General features: G+C 59.6%; 13 protein-coding genes. 9 read left to right on the forward strand and 4 right to left on the reverse strand.

All coding sequences use genetic code 11. The features are described 5' to 3' along the window. The first annotated feature begins 10 nt into the window (after nt 1-10). Genes BTN45_RS23040 through ugpC form a run of 3 tightly spaced genes read left to right on the forward strand, consistent with a single transcriptional unit; the run spans nt 11 to nt 2,845 of the window. A complete protein-coding gene (locus BTN45_RS23040) occupies nt 11-943 on the forward strand; it encodes a sugar ABC transporter permease (protein ID WP_207591295.1) in 933 nt (310 codons plus the stop codon). Continuing rightward, on the forward strand, nt 933-1,775 hold the full coding sequence (locus BTN45_RS23045) for a carbohydrate ABC transporter permease (protein ID WP_006697331.1): 843 nt from the start codon (nt 933-935) through the stop codon (nt 1,773-1,775). The genes BTN45_RS23040 and BTN45_RS23045 overlap by 11 nt, the downstream gene beginning before the upstream one ends. A gap of 17 nt (nt 1,776-1,792) precedes the next feature. Continuing rightward, nucleotides 1,793-2,845 carry a sn-glycerol-3-phosphate ABC transporter ATP-binding protein UgpC gene (gene ugpC / locus BTN45_RS23050; RefSeq protein ID WP_207591296.1) on the forward strand — a complete coding sequence of 351 codons (1,053 nt, stop codon included), beginning with the start codon at nt 1,793-1,795 and terminating at the stop codon, nt 2,843-2,845. A gap of 60 nt (nt 2,846-2,905) precedes the next feature. Here the strand turns inward: ugpC and BTN45_RS23055 are convergent, their stop codons facing one another. The 4 genes from BTN45_RS23055 to BTN45_RS23070 are packed head-to-tail and all read right to left on the reverse strand — an operon-like array spanning nt 2,906 to nt 6,396. After that, nucleotides 2,906-3,643, reverse strand: a complete 738-nt coding sequence (locus BTN45_RS23055; RefSeq protein ID WP_207591297.1) for an ABC transporter ATP-binding protein — start codon at nt 3,641-3,643, stop codon at nt 2,906-2,908. After that, the gene (locus tag BTN45_RS23060; protein ID WP_004444772.1) at nt 3,640-4,485 is read right to left on the reverse strand and encodes an ABC transporter ATP-binding protein; all 846 of its coding nucleotides are present in this window, start codon (nt 4,483-4,485) and stop codon (nt 3,640-3,642) included. Before BTN45_RS23060 ends, BTN45_RS23055 begins: the two co-directional genes overlap by 4 nt. Then, nucleotides 4,472-5,371, reverse strand: a complete 900-nt coding sequence (locus BTN45_RS23065; protein ID WP_034497999.1) for an ABC transporter permease — start codon at nt 5,369-5,371, stop codon at nt 4,472-4,474. Before BTN45_RS23065 ends, BTN45_RS23060 begins: the two co-directional genes overlap by 14 nt. Next, a complete protein-coding gene (locus tag BTN45_RS23070; RefSeq protein WP_022563795.1) occupies nt 5,368-6,396 on the reverse strand; it encodes an ABC transporter permease in 1,029 nt (342 codons plus the stop codon). Before BTN45_RS23070 ends, BTN45_RS23065 begins: the two co-directional genes overlap by 4 nt. A 206-nt stretch (nt 6,397-6,602) precedes the next feature. Between BTN45_RS23070 and BTN45_RS23075 the strand changes: the two genes are divergently transcribed. From BTN45_RS23075 to BTN45_RS23100, 6 genes are all read left to right on the forward strand, one after another. After that, nucleotides 6,603-7,316, forward strand: coding sequence for a FadR/GntR family transcriptional regulator (locus tag BTN45_RS23075; RefSeq protein WP_004444769.1), 714 nt, complete (start codon nt 6,603-6,605; stop codon nt 7,314-7,316). Between the two features lie 67 nt (nt 7,317-7,383). Further along, complete coding sequence (locus BTN45_RS23080) at nt 7,384-8,364, forward strand: mannonate dehydratase (protein WP_207591298.1); 981 nt, start codon at nt 7,384-7,386, stop codon at nt 8,362-8,364. Nucleotides 8,365-8,488: 124 nt separating this feature from the next. Continuing rightward, nucleotides 8,489-10,027, forward strand: coding sequence for an ABC transporter substrate-binding protein (locus BTN45_RS23085; protein ID WP_246751753.1), 1,539 nt, complete (start codon nt 8,489-8,491; stop codon nt 10,025-10,027). Nucleotides 10,028-10,289: 262 nt separating this feature from the next. Next, complete coding sequence (locus BTN45_RS23090) at nt 10,290-11,393, forward strand: hypothetical protein (protein WP_207591739.1); 1,104 nt, start codon at nt 10,290-10,292, stop codon at nt 11,391-11,393. Nucleotides 11,394-11,578: 185 nt separating this feature from the next. Next, nucleotides 11,579-13,918: an EAL domain-containing protein gene (locus BTN45_RS23095; RefSeq protein ID WP_207591301.1), complete on the forward strand. Its 2,340-nt coding sequence runs from the start codon at nt 11,579-11,581 to the stop codon at nt 13,916-13,918. A gap of 246 nt (nt 13,919-14,164) precedes the next feature. Continuing rightward, nucleotides 14,165-15,058: an SDR family oxidoreductase gene (locus tag BTN45_RS23100; protein ID WP_207591303.1), complete on the forward strand. Its 894-nt coding sequence runs from the start codon at nt 14,165-14,167 to the stop codon at nt 15,056-15,058. Nucleotides 15,059-15,087 lie beyond the last annotated feature (29 nt).

Raw genomic sequence — 15,087 nt, forward strand, 5'->3', positions numbered from 1 at the left:
GGAGAAAACCATGGCTGTCGCGCAGGATATTGCCCGTACTCAGGATCGTCCGGCCCCGGCGTTCTGGACCATCGCGCGGCGCGACAGCCTTGCGGGCTTCCTGTTCATCGCCCCGCAGCTGATCGGCATCGTCATCTTCGTTCTGATCCCGCTCGGGCTGGTGTTCTGGTATTCTCTGCATGAATGGAATGTGCTCGCCAACACCTTCACCTATACGGGTGCGCAGAACTACCGGATGTTGGTCGAGGACGACAATCTTCGCGACGTCCTTGGCGCGACGGCGATTTTTTCGGCCGGGCTCGTCGTGTTCAACCTGTCACTGGCGTTGCTTCTGGCCATATTGCTGAACCAGAAACTGGCTGGCATCGCGATATTCAGGACGCTGTTCTTCTCGCCGGTCGTCGTGTCGCTGGTTGCCTGGACGATCGTCTGGGGGTTCCTGTTGCAGAAAAATGGCGGCATCAACGGCATGTTGCTGATGGCCGGCATCGAAGGCCCCAACTGGCTGCGCGAGGAAACGACCGCGATGATTTCAGTCATCGTTGTGCAGGTCTTCAAGAATGTCGGGCTTAACATGATCCTGTTTCTGGCGGCACTTCAGGGTGTGCCGAAAGAACTCTACGAGGCGGCCCGCATCGACGGTGCGCCCGCCTTCAAGCAGTTTCGTCGCATTACCCTGCCGCTGATCAGTCCGACGATGCTGTTGACCTCGATCATTACGATTGTTGGCTCGCTGCAGGTTTTTGCGCAGATCGCCGTTCTGACCCAGGGAGGGCCGGGTCTTTCGACTACGGTGCTGGTCTATTATCTCTATCAGCAGGCCTTCCAGTTTCATTTCTTTGGCTACGGCTCGACGCTGTCCATCCTGCTGTTTGTGATCGTCGCCGTACTGACCTTCGCCCAGTGGCAGATGCGCAAGAGGATCGTCTTTTATGAAAGCTGACCTTTCCCCACGCATGCAGGTCGCTCTTTACGGGGTGTTGTGCGTGCTCCTGATCCCGTTCGTCTTTCCGACCTGGTGGATGGTGACGTCATCGATCAAGCCGATCAGTGATATCTTCGCCTTCCCGCCGCAATTCTTCCCGCAAAACCAGGACTGGACGAGCTATTCCAAGGTCTTCGAGTTGCAGCCTTTCGTGCGGCAATACTGGAATTCCGCCTATATCGCAGCTGTCGTGACGGCAGGAACGATGATCATATCGTCCATGGCAGGCTATGCTTTTGCGCGGATCCGGTTTCCGGGCGCAAATCTCATTTTCATGGTCGTGCTGCTTGGCCTGCTCATTCCGTCGGAAGTCACGATCGTGCCGCTGTTTCAGATGTTTCTGAAGGCGGGCATGGTCAACACACACTGGCCGCTCATTCTTGTTCCGATCTTCGGCGCGCCCAGTGTTTTTGCCACTTTCGTCATGCGGCAGTTCTTCGTGACGCTGCCCGCCGAGCTCGAAGAGGCGGCGCGTGTCGATGGTCTCGGGCGCTTCAAGATATTCCGCAAGATCGCGCTGCCGCTGGCAAAACCGGCGCTGGCCTCGGTCGCGATCTTCACGTTCCTGCACTCCTGGAACCTGTTCCTTGAGCCCATCGTCTTTCTCTCCAGCGCAGAGATGTTCACGCTGCCGCAGGCGCTGACTCAATATACCGACGCCTATGGCGGACCGATGTGGAATATCCAGCTTGCCGCAGCGACGCTGACGGCGCTGCCCGTGCTCATCGTCTTCGTGATTGCCCAGAAGCAGTTCGTCGAAGGCCTAGCCCATACCGGCCTCAAGGGCTGAAAAACCGGATTTAATCGATGGCTAATGTAACCCTGTCCGACATCCGCAAAAGCTATGGCGCGGTAAAAACCATTCACGGCGTCGATCTCGATATCAGGGATGGCGAATTTGTCGTCCTCGTCGGACCCTCCGGCTGCGGCAAGTCGACCCTGCTGCGGATGGTCGCCGGTCTCGAAACGATCACGGGTGGCGAACTCAAGATCGGCGAGCGGATCGTCAACGATCTCGATCCCAAGGACCGCGACATCGCCATGGTGTTCCAGTCATACGCACTTTATCCGCATATGACGGTCGCAACCAATATGGGCTTTTCGCTGGAGCATCGCGGCTCAAGCAAACAGGAAATCGCCGAGAAGGTGAACTGGGCGGCGGATATCCTTGGTCTCACCGCATTGCTCGACCGTTATCCCCGCCAGCTCTCTGGCGGTCAGCGCCAGCGTGTTGCAATGGGTCGCGCCATCGTTCGCAATCCGCAGGTGTTCCTGTTCGACGAGCCCCTCTCAAACCTTGATGCCAAACTGCGCGTCGTGATGCGTGGCGAGATCAAGGCCTTGCATCAGAAACTCAGGACCACCACCATCTATGTGACGCATGACCAGGTGGAGGCGATGACGATGGCTGACAGGGTGGTCGTGCTGAACGGCGGCCGTGTCGAACAGGTCGGCACGCCGCTCGAACTTTACGACCGTCCGGCAAACCAGTTCGTTGCCGGCTTCATTGGCTCACCTTCCATGAATTTTCTGCCCGGCGTGATATCGCAAGCCGGTTTTGAAACTGGCGGTGTGGTCTTGCCATTGCCGGCCGCTGCCGCCGCTCTTGCGGGAAAAGGGGCGACTTATGGCATCCGACCCGAGCACCTCGCCCTTGATCCCTCGGGCGTACCGGCCGAGATCCTGCTCGTCGAACCGCTGGGATCGGAAACGCAGGTCACCATGACACTGGGTGGTTCGCGGGTGCTCGGCGTTTTTCGCGAACGCATAGGCCAGGCGGTCGGCGAGGAGATAAGGATATCCCCGGCTTTGGACGGCATTCATCTGTTTTCGGACGAAAACGGCAATCGGCTGAACTGAGCCCCGGCGCGCGTCCAGAAAGGTCCGGCCGCGCTTCAGCCATCTCCGCGACCGATCATCTCAAAGAAAGCTGCTTTCGAACAGCTCGCCTGAATAGGCGGCATGGGTAACGCCTGCTTCAAGGTCGGCCCTGGTTAGCTCATCCACAAAAACGCCGTTCTGCATCACCAGCACGCGGTCGCACATATGGGCGATGACAGCCAGATCATGGCTGACGAGAACAAAGGTCAGATCGCGTTCTTCGCGCTGGTCGGCAAGAAGGTTGAGGATTTCGGCCTGAATGGAAACGTCGAGCGCGGATGTCGGTTCATCGAGCAGCAGGATCGGTGGTTCGAGGATCAGCGCGCGGGCGATTGCCACGCGCTGGCGCTGGCCGCCGGAAAGTTCATGCGGGAAGCGCTCGGCAAAATGCGCAGGCAGGCCAACCTGTTGCAGGGCGGCGGGAACCTTCGACCAGCCGTCGCCAAGCCCCATGGCGCGGATGGGCTCGGCCAGTGCCCGACCGATGCGGTGGCGAGGATGCAGCGAACCGTAGGGATCCTGAAATACCATCTGGGCCAGTTTCAGTTCGTCGCGGCTGCGGGTCTTGCCGACCGGTTTTCCATTAAAGCTTATCGAGCCGGTCCAGCCACCCTCCAGACCTGCCAGCGAGCGCAGCAAGGTCGATTTGCCGCAGCCGCTTTCGCCGACGATTCCGAGGGTTTCGCCTTTGTTGACCGTAAGGCTGACGCCGCGTACGACGTGGTTACGTTTTTCCTTGGCGCCGTAGACGACGTCGAGCTTGTCTACCGTGATCATCGCATCACCTCCGCATCGATTGCCTGACGATCCAACACCTTGAGACGCCTGACCGGATTGCGGGGATCGGGCATGGCCGCGATCAGGCCGCGCGTATAGGGATGCTGCGCATCTTCAAGCTTCGTCAGCGTTTCCACCACGCGCCCGCCATACATGACCAGCACGCGTTCGCAGAAGGCCGCCACCATGCGGATGTCGTGGCTGATGAGGATCAGGCCGGAATTGTTCTCGCGCACCATCTCGTCCAGAAGCAGAAGTACATCCTTGCGCACGCTGACATCGAGGGCCGAGGTGGGTTCGTCGGCGATGACAAGCTTCGGCTTGGCGAGCAGCATCATGGCGATCATCACCCGCTGCCCCATGCCGCCCGATATCTGGTGTGGATAAAGCGCCATGACGCGGTCGGGATCGTTGATACGCACGCGCAGCAGCATGTCGCGCGCAGCAGCCCTTGCCGCCTGGCCGGTAAGCGCCAGATGCAGTTCGGCGGCTTCCGCCACCTGTTTGCCGATGGGCAGCACCGGGTTCAGCGAATAGCGCGGGTCCTGCATGATCAGCGCCATCTCGCTGCCGCGGATCGCGCCCATCTGCCGTTCGGTTTTTGTGAGCAGCGGTTCGCCGAGAAAATCCATTTTCTCCGCCGTCACGGTCGCGCTCTTCGGCAAAAGGCGCATGGCGGCGCGGCCGGTGGTGGATTTGCCGGAACCGGATTCACCGACGATACCGACCCTTTCGCGGCCGACATCGAAATTGACGTTGGAAACGGCGGAAATGGCATTGCGCCCAAAACGGACATTGAGGTCGCGTACCGAGAGTATGGGAGTGCTGTCAGGAACGGGCATGACGCGGATCCAGAAGGTCGCGCAGCGTATCGCCGGCGATGTTGAAGGCAAGGCTCGTCAGCAGGATGGCAATGCCGGGCATGACGGCGACCCACCAGTAATCGAGCATGAATTTGCGGCCGCTGGAGATCATCGCACCCCATTCAGGCAGCGGCGGCTGCGCCCCGAGGCCGAGAAAGCCGAGCGAAGCAGCCGTCAGGATGATGCCCGCCATGTTCAGCGTGAGGCGAACGATGACAGAGGGGATGCACATCGGCGCGATATAGAGAAACAGGATGCGCAGCGGCGAGGCACCGTAGAGGCGGGCGGCGGCCACATAATCGGTGTTTCGCACCACCAGTGCTTCCGCGCGGGCCAGACGCGCAATCGGTGGCCACGCCGTCAGCGAGATCGCGATGATCGCTGTTCCGAGACCGGCTCCCATCGCTGCCGCAAAGGCAAGTGCGAGCACGAGCGAGGGGAAGGAGAGGACGATATCGGTCGCGCGCATTAAGATGGCATCGGTGCGCCCGCCGAAGAAACCGGCCATGACGCCAATCGCAAGGCCGATCGGACCGACGATGACCGAGACCGACAGGACGGTCTGGATGGTGATGCGGGTGCCGTAGACGAGCCGGCTGAAAATATCGCGGCCAAATTCGTCGGTTCCGGCCAGATGCGCCCAGCTTGGCGGCTGAAGCGCGTTTTCGAGCGCCTGGCGGGCAGGATCGTAAGGCGCAATGAGCGGAGCGAAAATGGCGACCAAAACCAGAACCGCCAGAATGGCGAAGCCGAACATCCCAAGTGGCTCGTCTGCGAGTTTCCTAAGTGTCCGCACGGTTGTGGTCGACAGGCGCGACAGGACGCCGGGGCGATCGACGGTATTGTTTTGCGCGATATCGGTCATCGTGCGGCCTCCCGTGTGCGGGGATCAAGCGTGGTGTAGGCCAGATCGGCGAGGAAGTTGAGCAACATGAATATGAAGCCGATGACGATCGTGGCGGCGAGGATTGCATTCATGTCGCCGATGAGCAGCGCATTGGTCATGTATTGGCCGATGCCCGGCCAGGAAAAGACGATCTCGGTCACCACGGCGCCTTCCAGCAGATTGCCGTAGGAAATTGCCAGAACGGTGATGAGCTGCACGGCGATATTGGGCAGTACATGGCGGGTTATGGTGCGTGCGGGGCTGACACCTTTGGCCCGCGCCGCGATGACGTAGTCCTGGCTCAGCTGTTCGAGGGTGAAGGCCCTCGTCATGCGGGTGATATAGGCCATGGCCATATAGGCAAGGATTACGGCCGGCAGGATGATATGTCCGAGCGCGTTCCAGAAGATTTCCGTCTCGCCCGCAAGCAGGCTGTCGACCAGCATCAGGCCGGTTCTGGGTTCCACCAGACCCTCGTAGAACACGTCCACCCGGCCGGGCCCTCCGACCAGATTGAGACTGGCATAAAAAATGACGAGCCCGACGATGCCGAACCAGAAGACAGGTATCGAATGTCCAACCAGCGCAAAGACACGCGCGAACTTGTCGATGAACGTATCGCGAAACAGGGCTGCTGCAAGGCCGAGGGGAACGCCGATGATCGTCGAGATGATGATCGCCAGGGTCGCGAGTTCGAAGGTTGCGGGGAAGGCCTGCGCCAGATCGCGCGTCACGGGATTGCCCGTCAGGATCGCGATACCGAAATCGCCATGCAGCAGACCACGCAAGTAAATGAAGAACTGCTGATAAAGTGGCAGATCAAGGCCAAGCCGCGCCCTCATGGCCTCGTAGGCTTTTGGATCGGCAAGCTCGCCGACGATTGCTCCGACCGGATCGGTCGGCATCACACGGCCTATGATGAAGGTGATGCAGAGCAGGATAAAGAGGCTGACGATCAGTTGCAGAAAACGATGCCCAAGCCCGCGCAGTGAAATCTCCGTCATTGCTGGCCGCACTTCCTTGAGAGAAATCCGTCAGCGGCCGGCCCTTTGCACGCTGCTCGCCGCAGACGCGCAATTCTCTTTTGTAAAAACTCTTGATGGTACTTCATCCCAACCCCTCCCTGAGTTAACATGAAAACATATGACGTGCCGCCACGTCATCATATGAGTAACGAAGGGATTCGTATTCTGCAAGAGGGAAGACTGGCATGATTGGCGACAAAGCGAGGCCGCGGGAGAGGCGGGCGCAACAGATCATCGATAATCTCAGCGCAGAAATTCGCAGTGGAAAACTGAAAAATGGCGACCAGCTTCCCACGGAGCCGCAATTGGAACGCGCTTATGGCGTGAGCCGGACGGTGGTCCGCGAAGCGATTGCCGATTTGCGTTCTGCCGGTTACGTCGTCCCTATCCAGGGCAAGGGGGTTTTTGTCAGTAGCGACAGTGAATGGGCCGGCGTGAAACTGACGCAGTCTGAAGTTGGCACCATTGCCGAGACGCTGGAAATGCTGGAGTTCCGCCTGGCAACGGAAGGGGAGGCGGCGGCGATCGCAGCCTATCGCCGGACGGCCCAGCAGGAAGCGGCAATCTCGGCGGCGCACCGGAAAATGGCCCGTGCCATCGACGCTGGCGAATCAACCGTCGATGCGGATTACGAATTCCATTCGGCCATCGCGACCGCAACCAATAACCGCTTCTATCTGGAGGCATTGCGCCAGTTCGGTTCACGCTCGATACCGCGTGGGCAGTTCCCAACGCTGCCTGAAACTGGCGACGCGAATTATCTTCGCAAAGTCCAGGCCGAGCACGAGGCGATCCTGCGCGCCATCGTCGAGCAGGATCCCGATGCGGCCCGAAAAGCCATGCGTGAACACATGCTGGCAAGCCAGCGGCGATACAGGCTGCTCTCGGAGGCGCAATAGCATCTCGACACTCATCTTATTTCATGCGATGTCATATGATGACTTGCATGGAGAGAGGAGAGAATCGATGTATGTCGGCACCCAGGTTGCTGCGCGCGATGACGAGGATTACAAGGTCTGGGCGCAGCTCGGCGTCAAAAACATCAGCGCGGATCCGCCCGGAGCACCCGCAAGCTGGACTTTCGAGGATTTCGAGCGCCACCGTGACAAGGTCGAAAGCTTTGGGCTTGTCCTTGATATGGTGCAACTGCCGTTGCCGTCCCGGCCCATCGAGCAGGCGTCATATCCCGATATCCTGCTTGCCGGCCCGGATCGCGACCGGCAGATCGATGCCGTCTGCACGATGATCGAAAACATCGCGAGGGCTGGAATTCCTGCCGCGAAATACAATCTCAACCTCATTGGCATTCCACGAACGGAGATGGAGCGCGGCCGTGGCGGTTCGCTCAACGAGGCATGGCGCTGGGACAAGGCGGACCATGATGCCGCACCTGGCCCCGCCGGCGTTCTGTCCGAAGACGAGAACTGGGAACGCATCGACTACTTCCTCGAACGGGTCGTGCCGGTTGCCGAAAGCAACAGGGTGCGTCTCGCCTGCCACCCCCATGATCCCTATACACCGCCAGGCTACAGGGGCGTCACCCGTGTGCTCGGAACAGTCGATGGGCTGAAGAAGTTCGTGCAGATGCGCGAGAGCCCCTATCACGGCCTGAATTTCTGCCAGGGGTCAATCGGCGAGATGCTTGATGATCCGCGCGAGGAGATCGACGACATCATCCGCTGGTTCGGCAGCCGCGACAAGATTTTCAACGTCCACTTCCGCAACATCAGCGGCGGGAAATTGTCCTTCATGGAGACTTTCCCCGATGAGGGGGACATGGACATGGTGCGCTCGCTGAAACTCTATCACGAACTCGGTTATCGCTACATGATCATGCCGGACCATGTGCCGACGATCGCCGGACGCGATCCCGTCGGCGTCGCTTTCGCCTTCTGCTACGGCTACATCGCAGCCTTGATCGAAGCACTTGATAACAAACATCTTTGACCGTTTTGGCCCACGACGCCCCGCTGCGTCGCGGCTTTTCCCGAACATCAATTACCGATCTGTAGGAGGAGCAGGTATGAAAAAAACATTGATCCGTCTCGCATTCACCACCGTTCTTGGCGCTATGCTCGTGCAGGGATCGGCCGTCGCGGCCAAAACCCCCAACGACCAGCTGGTTATCGGCACGTCGCTGGCCCAGGTGCTGTCACTCGACCCCCATCAGGCCACCGAGGCAAAAGCCAACGAAATCATGGCCAATCTTTATGATCGCCTGATCTCGGTGGACGGTTCCGGCAAGGTTTCGCCGCAGCTCGCCGAGCGCTGGGAAACGGATGAGAAAGGCATCACCTTTCATCTTCGCGAGGCGAATTTCGCCTCCGGTAACCCGGTGACCTCGGCCGATGTGGTTTATTCGCTCAGCCGCCTTCTGAAGATGAACCAGGCGGCCGCAGCGAACCTCAAGCGCGTGGGCTACAATGCCGACAACATCGATAAGCTGGTAAGTGCTCCGGATGAAAAAACGGTTCGCGTCGATCTTTCGGGTGAAACGACTTCGGAATTGCTGCTCTATCGCCTCGCCATGGTCATTGCCAGCGTGGTCGACAGCAAGGAACTGAAGTCCCACGAGGTCAATGATGACTGGGGGAATGCATGGCTGAGAACGAATTCGGCCGGCTCCGGCCCGTTCACGCTCAACCGCTGGTCGCCGAATGAGATCATCATTCTGGAGGCGAATAAGGACTATGTGGCCGGCAGCCCCAAAATGCGCCGCGTCATCGTGCGGCATGTGCCGGAAAGCCAGGTTGAACGCCTTATGCTGGAGCGCGGCGATATCGACATCGCCAGCGCGCTGACGGCTGCGGATCTTGCGACCTTCAACAACAAGGACGGTTTCCAGATCCAGCGTGTGCCGACGGGCGGTTTTTACGTCCTGTCCATGAATGCCGGCAAGGAGCCCCTGTCCAACCCCAAGGTCCGCGAAGCGATCGCCTACGGCATCGACTACAAGGGCATGGAAAAAACCATCATGGGTCCCTACGGGCGGGCGCGCACGGTGCCGGTACCAGAGAATTTCGAGTATGCCATTCCGAGCCCGGATTGGAAGCTCGACGTGGAGAAGGGAAAAGCACTCCTCAAGGAGGCTGGCTACGAGAACGGTTTCACGCTCAATCTGAAGACGATCGCGCAGACGCCGCGCATCGACCTCGCCACTGCCATTCAGGCCACGCTCAGCCAGCTTGGTATCAAGGTCAATATCCAGCAGGGTAACGGCTCGGACGTGATTGCCGCGCACCGCGCGCGGGATTTTGATCTGCTCATTCCGCAGACCGGAGCCTACATGCCGAATGTTCTGGGCTCGATGGAGCAGTTCTCCAGCAACCCGGACAACTCGCTTGCCGCCAACAACGCCGGCAATTTCGTCTGGCGCTCGGCCTGGGATATTCCGGAACTGACCGCGCTCACGGCAAAGGCGTCACTCGAGCCTGATGCCAAGAAGCGCGGGGAAATCTACACCCAGATGCAGGAAATGTTCGTCGCGCAGAAGCCTGCGGTGCTGCCGATGTTCGAAAGATTCGAGCCGATCGTGCTGAATGCACGCGTCAAGGATTATGTGGGCCACCCCAGCCAGACGACCCGGCTTGAAAAGGTCACGAAGGACTGACGGCAAAGCATAGTTTGCGAAACAGGTGACGGGCGGTTTTACCGCCCGTTTTTATGCGTGACTGGGCCAATGCGCCAGAGTCTTCTCCCGCACGTTGACCAGGAATACAGCGCCGGGACGGGAGATAGCCGCGCACCATCCCGTAATTTCAGGGGGTTTCCTCAAGGACTTCATCGGTTTAGACCGTGCGGCAACTTTTCCTTCCGTCGGGCGAGAGTCGCGAACTCCGCTCACCTACCTCCCGAAGAATGCGTTGACGACAATGAACCTTGCACAGATAAAACTTCCGTCTCGGCCACTCAGCCTCAAACGTGGCGTCATTTCGGTGCCGGCAGCCTATTATTTCTCCGTTCCCGTGCTTTTCGTAATCACGATTGTCATGCTGGTAGCCGAAGGCCCGGGCGTTGTGCGTGACTACAAGATCAGCCAGGATCCGCTGGAGATTGAAAACGGCGATATCAGCGGCAGCTGCAAGACACGCAAGGCGATCTTCACGACCTGCAAGGCCGATCTTTCCTACGACCATGCGGGCGTGAGCTACAAGAAGGATGTCGAGGTCATGTTCGTCGATCTCCATTCCGGCGATTACGAAACCGGGCTGGTCATCTCCGCGAAGAACCCGGAACTCGCAACGATTTCGCTGGGTCTGGACATGCTCTGGAACCGTATCATCACACTCGGCGTGTTTGTCTTTCTGCTTGGTTTCGGTAGTCTCGCCATGCTGTTCACACTTGTCCGCATGCTGCGGGTCCGCCTGCAGCTGCGCAAGCCGGCGCCCTTGACCGTTATTCCGGTGGCGCTGACGGCCGTTGCCGAAAAACGCAGCCGTCTTTTCGTGACCTATGCCGATACGGTCAGAGACGATAAAACCAAGCGGCAATCCTTCACGCATCTGGAACGGGGTCGCATTCCCGTTGTCATCGGCAATACCGGCAAACAGGATGTGGCGCTTGCGGTCCTGCATGGTAACGGCGCCTTGCCTGTCCTGCTTGACGATCAGCTGGAGCGGATCGACCTGACGGAACAGGAGCGCGCGGAAGCTCTCGCATCGCTTGCCCCGATGGTCGCGCACGAGACGCAGGAGGCTGCCGCCGCCCAGGCCGCGTCGATGAACAAGGGACCCGGCCTCTTGCGTAGGCTCGGGACTTTCGTCGCCATTCTCGCCGTCATCATCGTGGCGGTGATGGGCTACTGGCTGTGGTATGTCACAAGCGCTCCGTCGCAATTCAACTCCCCCGGCATGGACATCAACAACATGCTGCCGGCGGCACTCAACGAGTGGGGCTGCGCTCGCCTGCAAGAACGCTCCTCTGACGGCCGGGCTCCGTTTGGCTGCGCCGCTGCGGATTATCAAAGCTGGAAATAAAGGGTTTTCCTTTTTACCGTCGGGTCGGTTTGCCAAAAGCGTTACAGCCTGGCACACCGGCCCGGACTCTACTCAGGATTCTGGTCGAGAAGAGGCCATTATCAATAGTTGCATTAGATATTTATAAATAAACCACTTTCATAGTGCCATCGTGAGCGGTTCTTCAGAGGCTGGGAGAGTGCATCATGTTCACGGTGCTGGAATGCGTTGCCGTCCAACACGATCGGGAGATCGTGCTTCTTGCGGCATTGATCTGTCTGCTGGGAATGCTCGCCTTTTTTCACCTCTTGTTGCGCGCTGAGGAAAGTCCCTCCAGCCGAAAGCCCTATTGGATCCTGGTTGCCGCCTTCGCGGCGGGGCTCAGCGTCTGGGCCACCCATTTTGTCGCCATGCTTGCCTATAAGGGCACTGTTCCCATCGGCTTCGATTTTTCCTTCACCGCGCTTTCGGCGGTTCTTGCCGTACTCGGCTTCTGGCTGGCGCTTACCGCCCGCCCGCAGGCAATTTTCGGCCCGGTCATCGCCGCCACCCTGGTGACGCTCTCCGTTGCCGTCATGCATTTCGTCGGAATGGCGGGAATAGATGTCGCCGCCACGGTCAGCTACGATTGGGGGGCTGTTCTTGGCGGTTTTGCCGTCGCCTGGACGTTTTTTCTTCTGTCCTCCTGGCTGTTTCACCGCCTCGGCTCCTGGAAGCGCATCGTTTTTCCCGCCGCCGCGTCGATCCTTGCAATCTGCGCACTGCATTTCACTGCCGTGTCGGCCACCGTTCTTTCGCCCGACCCGTCCATTTCCGGACCAGACCCCGACAATCTCGGCCGGCTGATCATGATCGGCGCGGTTTCCAGCGTGACGTTCCTGATCCTTTCCGCAACCGCAACCGCGGCGCTCGTGGACCGGTATCTCGTCGACCTCAAGGGTCTCGTCGACGCGACACTGGACGGTCTTGCGGTCGTGCGCGATGGCCGCATCGTCGAGCTGAATACGCGTTTCGCAGGCCTGCTGGGGCGCGATGAAACGTCGCTGGTCGGAAAGAATCCCGACGAACTTTTCCGGGCCACGGATGGGCAACCCGTCTATGTACCCCGTAATGCGCCCGTAGAGGCCATACGTGAGCGCGCCGACCGCGCGCAGGTGTTCGAACTCGCCGTGCGCACCATCGAATACCGAGGTCGTCCCTGCGAGGTCATGGCCATCCGCGACCTGACGGAGAAGCGTGAGGCGCAGCGGGAGATCGAATATCTTGCCCGCCACGATGTGCTGACCGGCCTTTCCAATCGCACCATGTTCCAGACGCGGCTGCGCCAGCAGATCGAACATTGCGGCGAGGGGGACGAATTTGCGCTGCTGGCGCTCGACCTTGACCGCTTCAAGGCGGTCAACGATATATTCGGCCACGCCGAAGGCGACAGGGTACTCAAGAAAGTCGCGGCGATTCTCGATGAATGCGCGAGATCTGGCGATGTGGTCGCCCGGCTCGGTGGTGATGAGTTCGTCATTCTGACCGCGCGGCATACCAAGGCGGAAGAAGCGCGCCTGCTTGCCGAGACGATCCTCGCCATGTTCGCCCTCAAAATGAATGCCGCCAACGATCCGACCGCCGTCGGTGTCAGCATCGGTATTGCCGTCTTTCCGCGCGACGGAAAGGATGACGAGAGTATCCTGCATGCCGCCGATCTCGCGCTTTATCGCGCCAAGATGGGCGGCCGTGGCATATTGGCCTTTTATGACCCACTGATGGATCAGGAGGCGCGCGAGCGTCGCCAGCTCGAGACGGATTTGAGGCTGGCAATCAATCGTGATGAGCTCGTGCTGAATTACCAGCCGGTCCTTTCCGTCGAATGCGGTGAGGTCGTCGGTTATGAGGCGCTGGTGCGCTGGCAGCATCCCACGAGAGGCGTGGTGCCTCCAGACGTGTTCATCCCGATTGCCGAGGAAAGTGGTATCATCATCTCGCTCGGCGAATGGGTGCTGCGCGAGGCCTGCCGTCAGGCGAACACCTGGGCGCCGCATCTGAAAATCGCGGTCAATGTCTCGCCGCTGCAATTTTCCCTTGCCAATCTGGGCCATGTCGTCTGTACGATCCTGATGCAAACCGGCCTTTCGCCGAACCGGCTGGAACTGGAGATCACCGAAGCTGCTCTGCTGAAAGACCGCAAGGCGACGCTGACAATTCTGACCCAGCTCAAGGCGCTTGGCGTTGCCATTGTCATGGACGATTTCGGTACGGGTTATTCTTCGCTCAGCAACCTGCAGAGCTTCCCTTTCGACAAGATCAAGATCGACCGCAGCTTCATTGCCGCCATGAGCGATGACGACAATGCCCGCGCCATCGTGCGCGCGGTTATCGGCCTTGGACGCAGCCTCGATCTGCCGGTAACGGCGGAAGGAATCGAAACCGATGCGCAATATCGCATGGTCGTCGATGAAGGATGCGCGCAGGCCCAGGGCTATCTCTTTGGCAAGCCGGATGTGGCGCCGGCACAGGCCGCGGGCACAACCACCCGGAAGAAATATACCGTTTGAGGAAGGCGCGGCAGCGCGTGGCGCTCGCTGCCGTCCATCTCTAGGTCGGCCATCCACGCTCGGCCATTCATCCTCCCAGCCTGATTTCATGGAACGAGAGCCTGCGCAGATCGTTAGGATTGCGTGTGGCGCGCCCTGTTGTCCGTGTCGGTGCCGGCGCCGGACAACCGCTAGGACAAAGCTGTCGGATCAGCTTTTCCCGGACCGCGCGCGACGAATGGACACCTTTTATTGGGAGAGCCCGCAATGACAGACCGCCTCGAGCCCCAGGATCCGCGCAGCCAGTATCCGCGCCCGCCTTTTTCGACGCCGGAGCAAGAGATGCCGGGTCTGGTGACCAACATGATGCCTCTTCCGGATCATGGGGAGAAGAGCTACAGGGGCTCGGGAAAACTTGCCGGTCGCAAGGCGCTGATAACGGGCGGCGATTCCGGCATCGGCCGTGCGGTGGCAATCGCTTTCGCACGAGAAGGAGCGGATGTCGCGATCTCCTACCTTCCTGAAGAAGAATCCGACGCCGAGGAGGTGGTCGCGCTCATCGAGGCGGAAGGACGTCTGGCGGTGGCGTTGCCGGGCGACATTACCGATGAAGGCTGGTGCCGCGAACTCGTCGAAAAGGCGGCTGGCGATCTCAACGGCCTGGATATTCTTGTAATCAATGCCGCAAGACAGCAATATCGCGAGAATATAGAGGAGCTGTCGACCGAAGATTTCGACCGAACGATGAAGACCAATCTCTATGCTCTTCACTGGATTGCGCAGGGCGCAGTTCCCCATTTGCAGCCGGGCGCCTCCGTTATCACCACGGCCTCGATACAGGCCTACGAGCCTTCTGCAATCCTCTTGGATTATGCGACCACAAAAGCGGGCATCGGGGCCTACACCAAAGCGCTCGCGAAGCAGCTGATAGACAAGGGTGTGCGCGCCAACGCTGTCGCACCGGGCCCGTTCTGGACGGCGCTGCAACCGAGCGGCGGCCAGCCCGCCGAAAAGGTGCGCAATTTTGGCAAGGATAGCGATTTTGGCCGCCCCGGCCAGCCGGTGGAGCTTGCGCCGGTCTATGTCCTGCTCGCATCGCAGGACGGCAGTTTTATCAATGGCGAGGTTTACGGCGTGACCGGCGGCAAGGGTATTGCCTGAGACAATGACTCAGGCGCCAGCTGGCTGTT

It is taken from the genome of Rhizobium sp. ZX09, assembly GCF_017357485.1.
GTDB lineage: Bacteria > Pseudomonadota > Alphaproteobacteria > Rhizobiales > Rhizobiaceae > Agrobacterium > Agrobacterium pusense.